Raw genomic sequence first — 5,615 nt, 5'->3', positions numbered from 1 at the left:
GAATTCAATACCCGGTACTGGGGAAAACCCATGACCTTGCACGGCGTGCGCCGATGGTTGATGGGCGAAACCATGCCGGACCACCGGAAGCTCGCCACGCTCGCCGAATGGTTACAGGTGCCCGTGCACCAGCTGAGCTACGGTGAAGGGCAGCCCCTGCGCACGCGCGAGCGACCGCCGGTGCAATGGCACTCCGGCCTGGGCTACCAGGACCGCGAGCTGTTCGAGATCTATCTGCGCCTGCCCGTACCCAAGCGGCACTTGGCGCGCGACGTGATCCTGGCGATCGCACGCGCCCACGCTGCCGATGATGCGGTGCGTAGCACTGGCAGCAGCGACGGCGATAGCGACAGCACCTGAGTTGCCTCGGGGTTTGCTGGCCGTCCGCGCTTGGCCAGCCAAGTGCAAGAGGGTCAGCAACGCTGCAGCGGACCCGTGTTGTCGATGGCGCCCTTGCCTGCTGCGTAGTTGACAAACTGGAGTGCCCTGCCCAACTGCGGCGCTTGAGACGTTGACGATGCGCCCCCCGTGCCGCGGGCTCACACGGCGCAGGCGCGCCGTGCGCATCGCGTCCACCCTGGGCCGCCGGCATGCCCACCACCCCTGCGTTGTTCACCAGCGCCGTGATGCGACCCAGCCGTTCGTCAACGGCCATGGAACATGGCGGCGATGGCGCTCCCCCGCCGCCTGCGCCGCCGCACGGTTCTCGCAGTAGTTGACGGCCACGGCCCAGCCCTGTCTTGCCGCCAGCTGCCGCAGCTGGTGCTGGCAATGGGTGCGATCCGGTTCGTCATGAGATGGAGGCCTCCTGCTCGGTCATCAAAATGCATGCATGCATGCGCGCGCAAGGCATTCAACCAATGGCTGCGCGAATGAGGAGTCCATTATCTTGACGTGCGCCACCCATCCGCGGGCTGGCTGCATCACCCATTGATGTGCAAGAAAAAGGCCCATCCATTCTGAAAATCTGGTTTCCGATTTCTTCCATACCTTCCGCCCTATTTGACGCGTATCATTCGTTGCTGCAAGCTTGTCGGTCTTCTTGCATTTTCTGAATTTCTGATGCCAGTGCGGGATTATCGTGGACCAACATCTTGCTGGAGATTTCACCATGACATGTCGTGGCGTTCTTTGGTGTCGATGAGACGTTAATCGCGTCAAAAAACATATTCTCCGTGATGCACTTATCCCGGCGTCGTTCCCCATGACCCATCGCTCGTTGCCGTCGCACGGGCACGCAACCGGAGAATCCTCAGATGACGGAAATCCCCTTGACCCCATCCAGCCCCCAGGCCGAGAAACCTTGGTATGCAAACTTCCTCGCGTTTCTCATCGTCGCTCTGGCGCCGATTGGACAAATGGCGATTGATATCTTCGTGCCGTCACTGCCGCTGATGGCGTCGGAGTTCGCCGTGGATCGGACGACGGTGCAATGGAGCGTGACGCTTTACCTGGTGGCATTTGCAGCGGGCCAGCTGATCTACGGCCCGGTTTCCGACAGCTTCGGGCGCCGCCGTGCGTTGATTTCCGGGATTCTCCTGTTCCTCTGCGGATCAGCGATCTCGATCCTCGCGCAAACAATCACCTGGTTCGTCGTGGGGCGCGTGGTGCAGGGGATCGGCGTCACGGCAGCTTCTGTGCTCATGCGGGCGATCGCTGCCGACCGTTTCCAGGGGCCGAAGCTGGCACAGGTGCTGACCTATATGGTGATTGCTTGGGGCGTTGGTCCGGTCATTGCGCCCGTGCTTGGCGCGACCTTCCAGACCTCCGTCGGCTGGCGTTACTCGCTGGTCTTTCTCGCGGTCTACGCAATCGTTCTGTTGGGCCTCGTCGTCGGGGTAATGAAGGAGACCAATCGACGGCTGCTCCCGTTGAGTGCCAGCACCATCGCGCGCGGAGTCGTAGAAATATATGGCACGCTGCGCTTCATTCTCATTTTCATGGCCATGGGGCTGTGCTACGGAGCACTTTTGTCTTTCAACTTGGTCGCGCCGTTCATGGTCCAGACCGTGATGGGATACGGTCCGCAGGGGTTTGGTGCCGTGGCCCTGGTTCTGGGCGCCGTGTATTTCGGGGGCGTTTTTTCCAACCGCCTGCTTGCCCGAAGCATCACGACCGCGCGCAAATTCGCGCTTGCTTCGGCACTGGCATTGGTGGCTGCTGTGATTCAAGTAACGCTGGCCATCGGCTTTGACCTCAGGCTCTGGGCGTTGGTGCTGCCCTTCGCGTGCGTCGTATTTTTCAGCGGTGTGATGTACCCGAATCTCATGGCGCTGGGAGTCTCGGCGTTTCCACACCTTGCAGGGCTGGCCAGTTCGCTGCTCGGCTTCTCGTTGATGTTGATTTCCGCCGGCGTCATGGGAATATCGTCGCTGCTGGATGTCCACTCCCTGATTCCCTTCGCATGGCTCACACTGGCTTTGATGGGCGCTGTTTTTGCGCTGGTGCGTTTCATTCGTCCCTGATACCAAGAAGCCGTGGCCCGGCGACACGGAGTGTGTCGATAATGAAATCCGCAACCACGCGCACGCGGCGCGTCTGCGTCGCGTCATTGTGCAGAACCAGGTAGATGTTCTGCGTGAGCAGGCCATCTGGCCCATCAACGCGAGAAAGATCGGGGCAGAGGTCGCCCACGAAGCATGGCAGATAGGCCAAGCCAAGGCCGGCCCGCGCAGCCGCGACATGCCCCTGCAAGGTGTTGAGCCGCAGGCGTGGCTTGCGCCAATGGCGGTGCGCCGCTGCGGCGCGGACGATCGGCAGGTCTGAAAAGTCCGTGGGCCAGCCCACGATCCCGATCTCGGCGTGGCTGGCTTCATCCGCCACCAGCGCGTGGCTTGCGTAAAGCGCGTGGGCCTGTCTGCCGACCACCCGGACCTTGAAATTCCCCGTACTTGGCGTGGAGAGGCGAACGGCCATATCCGCTTCGCGCCCGTGCAGGGCCATCGGCTGCACGCCGGTGCAAAATTCAACGTCGATTCGGGGGTGCGTGGCCCACAGCCGGGCCAAGGCAGGCAGCAAAACAAGGTTGGCGAGATTCGCGCTGGTGGCAACCTGGACGAGACCGAACGTGTCCGCTTGGGCGGCGGGCAGGGATTGCTCCAATGCCGTGAATGCATCCTCGATGGACAAGCAACGCTTCCACAACGCCTGGCCATCCCGGGTCAGGCTGTAGCCTGCGTGCGTGCGCGCGAACAGGACAACGCCGCATTCCTCATCCAGCGCGGCCAGGCGGCGCGACAGCGTTGCCAGGCTGGTGTTCATTTGCCGGGCCGCCAGGGTCAATGAACCCGCGCGGGCGGTGGCCATGAAGAATCGGATGTTGTTCCAGTTCATGGCCATGGCAATGGATTGGTTGCGGCGCGCATGCGAGCAGATTCTCAGCGCAGATGCAGGTGGTTGCTGTGCTTGACCTCCTCCATCACCGCGTAGGTGCGCGTCTCGCGCACGCCGGGCAGTTGCCACAGCACATTGCCCGCGAACAAGCGGTAGGCGTTCATGTCGGCGGAGCGCGTTTTGAGCAGGTAGTCGAAGCCGCCCGCGACCATATGGCATTCCATGATCTCGGGGTGCGCCTGCACGGCGGCCTTGAATTGCTCGAACACATTCGGCGTGGTGCGGTCGAGCAGCACCTCGACGAAGACCAGCATGCCCGCGCCCAGTTTCAGGGGATCGAGTCGCGCCTCGTAGCCCCGGATGAAGCCCTCGCGTGTGAGGCGCTGCACGCGCGCCAGCACGGCCGTGGGCGACAGCGCCACCGCCTCGGCCAGTTTGAGGTTGGCGATGCGGCCGTCTTGCTGCAGGATCGACAGGATCTTGCGGTCGATCCGGTCCAGATCGGTGTCGTTTGCCATGGACGCTGGTGAATTTCTCTGTGCAGCGGGTGATTTTTGGATATTCATTCGCCTCGAGTCCGGCGATCATCGCATGCGCCGGGCCCGACAGACCCGGCGCCGCAGAAGGACACCGCCATGACGCAGCCCGCAGCCCCCTTGCCCTTTGCCGATTTCGCCGCGCGCGCGCCACTGGACGACCCGCTGCGCGCCGCCATCGGCGCCGCCTGCCGCCGCCCGGAGCCCGAGGCCCTGGCCCCGCTGCTGGAGCAGGCGCGCCTGCCCGAGGATCTCGCGCAAGCGGCCGGGCAGCTGGCGCTGCGCCTTGCCGGCGCGCTGCGCCAGCGCGCCGGCGGTGGCGTCGTGCAGGGGCTGCTGCAGGAGTTTTCACTGTCCTCGCAGGAGGGCGTGGCGCTGATGTGCCTGGCCGAGGCGCTGCTGCGCATCCCCGACCGGGCCACGCGCGACGCGCTGATCCGCGACAAGATCAGCCACGGCCAGTGGGAGTCGCATCTGGGCAAGAGCCCCTCGCTGTTCGTGAACGCTGCGACCTGGGGCCTGCTGCTCACCGGCAGGCTGGTGGCCACGCACAGCGAAGGCACGCTGAGCGCGGCGCTGGGCCGCCTGATCGCCCGGGGCGGCGAACCCCTGATCCGCAAGGGCGTGGACCTGAGCGTGCGCATGATGGGCGAGCAGTTCGTGACCGGCGAGACCATCGAGCAGGCCCTGCTCAACTCCCGCGCGATGCAGGGCAAGGGCTTTCGCCATTCCTACGACATGCTCGGCGAGGCCGCGCTCACCGCCGCAGACGCCGCGCGCTACTGCGCCCTGTACGAGCAGGCGATCCACGCCATCGGCAAGAGCGCTGCCGGGCGCGGAATCCACGCGGGCCCGGGAATCTCGATCAAGCTCTCGGCCCTGCACCCGCGCTACGGCCGCGCGCAGTGGGCCCGGGTGATGGACGAGCTGTACCCGCGGCTGCTGCGCCTGGGCACGCTGGCGCGCGGCTACGACATCGGCCTGAACATCGACGCCGAAGAGGCCGACCGGCTGGATCTCTCGCTCGACCTGCTCGACCGCCTGTGCCACGCGCCCGACCTTGCAGGCTGGGACGGCGTCGGCTTTGTGGTTCAGGCGTACCAGAAGCGCTGCCCGTTCGTCATCGACTGGCTCATCGCCCTGGCCCGCCGCACGCGCCGCCGCCTGATGCTGCGGCTGGTCAAGGGCGCTTACTGGGACAGCGAGATCAAGCGCGCCCAGGTCGATGGGCTCGACGACTACCCGGTCTACACGCGCAAGGCGCACACCGATATCTCGTACATCGCCTGCGCGCGCAGGCTGCTCGACGCGCCCGACGCCGTCTACCCGCAATTTGCCACGCACAACGCGCAAACCCTGGCCAGCGTCTACCAGCTCGCGGGCCCGGACTACCACGCCGGGCAGTACGAGTTCCAGTGCCTGTACGGCATGGGCGAGGCGCTGTACGAGCAGGTGGTGGGCAGCAGCACCGCGGGCCGGCTGGACCGCCCCTGCCGCATCTACGCGCCCGTGGGCCCGCACGAAACGCTGCTCGCCTACCTGGTGCGCCGCCTGCTGGAGAACGGTGCGAATACCTCCTTCGTGAACCGCATCGCCGACGCGGGCATGGCGCTGGAAGACCTGGTGTGCAGCCCCGTGCAGCTGGTCGATCGGGCCGCCGCCGCCGAGGGCGTGGCCGGCCTGCCGCACCCCCGCATCGCCGCGCCGCGGGGTCTGTACGGCAGCCAGCGCGCGGGCGCGCGCGGG

At 65.3% G+C, this 5,615-nt stretch carries 5 protein-coding genes; 3 read left to right on the top strand and 2 right to left on the bottom strand.

All coding sequences use genetic code 11. The annotated features are described in order from the left end of the window. Together VTU_RS25200 and VTU_RS25195 are read left to right on the top strand one after the other, a co-directional pair. Positions 1–360 (top strand): hypothetical protein (locus VTU_RS25200; protein WP_010099983.1); only part of this gene is annotated, 360 nt, incomplete at its 5' end. Positions 361–1,256: 896 nt separating this feature from the next. After that, positions 1,257–2,465 (top strand): multidrug effflux MFS transporter, encoded by a 1,209-nt coding sequence (locus tag VTU_RS25195; RefSeq protein ID WP_010099982.1) that lies wholly within the window; start codon positions 1,257–1,259, stop codon positions 2,463–2,465. Here VTU_RS25195 and VTU_RS25190 read toward each other — a convergent pair. Together VTU_RS25190 and VTU_RS0100985 are read right to left on the bottom strand one after the other, a co-directional pair. After that, complete coding sequence (locus VTU_RS25190; protein ID WP_169315358.1) at positions 2,452–3,333, bottom strand: LysR family transcriptional regulator; 882 nt, start codon at positions 3,331–3,333, stop codon at positions 2,452–2,454. The two genes, VTU_RS25195 and VTU_RS25190, sit on opposite strands and share 14 nt — an antisense overlap. A 44-nt stretch (positions 3,334–3,377) precedes the next feature. Continuing rightward, a complete protein-coding gene (locus VTU_RS0100985; RefSeq protein WP_010099979.1) occupies positions 3,378–3,851 on the bottom strand; it encodes an Lrp/AsnC ligand binding domain-containing protein in 474 nt (157 codons plus the stop codon). 117 nt (positions 3,852–3,968) lie between these two features. Between VTU_RS0100985 and VTU_RS25185 the strand changes: the two genes are divergently transcribed. Next, positions 3,969–5,615, top strand: a 1,647-nt coding sequence (locus VTU_RS25185) for a proline dehydrogenase family protein (protein ID WP_010099977.1), incomplete at its 3' end; no start/stop codon positions are given.

Source organism: Verminephrobacter aporrectodeae subsp. tuberculatae At4, assembly GCF_000193225.1.
GTDB classification, from domain to species: Bacteria; Pseudomonadota; Gammaproteobacteria; order Burkholderiales; family Burkholderiaceae_C; genus Acidovorax; species Acidovorax aporrectodeae.
This window is presented reverse-complemented; position numbering and strand designations above follow the sequence as displayed.

What these genes read in the sequence shown, in the direction of transcription:
- VTU_RS25195 (WP_010099982.1), top strand. Translation starts at nt 1,257, where the DNA reads ATGACGGAAATCCCCTTGACCCCATCCAGCCCCCAGGCCGAGAAACCT.
- VTU_RS25190 (WP_169315358.1), bottom strand. Translation starts at nt 3,333, where the DNA reads ATGAACTGGAACAACATCCGATTCTTCATGGCCACCGCCCGCGCGGGT.
- VTU_RS0100985 (WP_010099979.1), bottom strand. Translation starts at nt 3,851, where the DNA reads ATGGCAAACGACACCGATCTGGACCGGATCGACCGCAAGATCCTGTCG.